The organism is Vineibacter terrae, from assembly GCF_008039615.1.
In the GTDB taxonomy this organism is placed as follows: Bacteria; Pseudomonadota; Alphaproteobacteria; order Reyranellales; family Reyranellaceae; genus Vineibacter; species Vineibacter terrae.
Genome location: NZ_VDUZ01000113.1, coordinates 1 through 1,570 on the forward strand (window position 1 = coordinate 1; position 1,570 = coordinate 1,570).

The 1,570-nt window shown below is 68.7% G+C and carries 1 protein-coding gene; it reads right to left on the reverse strand.

Annotated elements, in window-relative coordinates; translation table 11 throughout:
• Positions 1-1,437: IS1634 family transposase (locus FHP25_RS40430; protein WP_147852680.1), on the reverse strand; the 1,437-nt coding region annotated here is incomplete at its 3' end.
• Positions 1,438-1,570: the final 133 nt, after the last annotated feature.

The window sequence follows — 1,570 nt, forward strand, 5'->3', positions numbered from 1 at the left end:
GGCGAGGCGGGCGCGCATGTGCCATTCGATGTGATAGGCGAGCATGCAGAGGAAGACGTGTGCGCGCACGCGCCGGGCACGGCGATGATAGATGGGCCGGACTTCGAGATCGGAGATCTTGAGAGAGCGGAAGGCGCGCTCGGCGTGGGCCAGGCCCTTGTAGGCGCGCACCGTGGCGGCGGCATCGAGCGTCTGGGCCGGCAGCGCGGTGCGCAGCACGTAGATGCCGTCCAGCGCGGCCTCGGCGGCGATGCCGTCGAGGTTGCGGCTGAAGCTGAAGCCGTCATCGGTGATGGTCAGGACGAAGTGCTTGGCCATGTGGCGGTGATCGAGCACGGCGCCGACCCTGAGGCCGATCTTGTCGCGGCCGCGCAGCGGTTTGCGTGCGCGCCGTGTGGCGGCGACGATGCGGGCGAGCTCGGCCTCGGTGGCACGCAGCAGGTCCTGGCGCTTGCGGGCCCGCTCGGCCGCGAGCAGCGGATTGCGGCAGACGATCAGGCGCTCGCCGGGGAAGTCGGGCGAGGTGATCTCGGCCATGTCGCGCTGATCGAACAGACTGAGCTGCAGGGGCCCGCCGTCGCCGGCCAGGGCCTGGATCTGTGGCGCGCGCAGGGTGGTGATCCAGTCGAGCCCGGCCGGCCTGAGGGTCTCTTCGATGCGGGCCGCCGTGATCATGCCGCGATCACCGACCAGCACCACCCGCTGCAGGCCGAAGCGCTGCTTGAGTTTGGCGATCTGGCTGGCCAGCGTCGCCGGATCGGCGGTGTTGCCTTCGAACACCTCGACCGCCAGCGGGCAGCCGGCCGCGGTGCAGATCAGGCCGAAGACGATCTGCAGCTTGTCGCGCTTGCCGTCGCGGCTGTAGCCGTGGCGCGCCAGCTCGCAGTGCCGGCCTTCGAGGTAGCTCGAGGTCACGTCGTAGAGCACCAGCGTGCCCTCGCGCAGATGGCGGCGCGCCAGGGCGGCTTCGATGCGGGCCTGTTGCGCGACCAGCCAATCCAGCGCCGCGTACAGGTCGTCCTGGTCGAGCGATCCCAGATCGAGCAGTTCGCCCAAGGTGCTGGTGGCGGTGTCGGGCGCCAGTTGGGCGGCGGTGGCCAGCTTGGAGGCGGGGTCGATGACGCGCGCCACGATCATCGCCAGGGCCAGCGTCGCCGGGCGCGCGTCGGCCTGCCCGAGCAGCCGGTCCAGACCGATGCGCCGTGCTGTGCCCAGCACGGCCGCGACGTGGCCGTGCGGCAGGCTGCGACGGATCACCAGCGCCGACGGCGCCACCGCCTGGCCGCGCAGCACCGCCTGCAAGGCCGCGATCTTGGCCGGCGGCCAGGACGACAGATTGGCCAGCGTGCGGGTCCTGACCCTCTCGCCGTCGCGATAGGATTCGCGCAGCAGAATGGCGGGTGGCGAGCTGCGGTTCGGCACGTGCGTGACGTACATGAGTCACCGTAGCACAATATATCCATAATTGCTACTCAAAAACACCATTTACATGCCTACATACTGGACGCAAAATCGCCGCTTTTTTCAACAAAGCCAAATACTTACCTGACTCTGTCAGGGGTAACTTCGG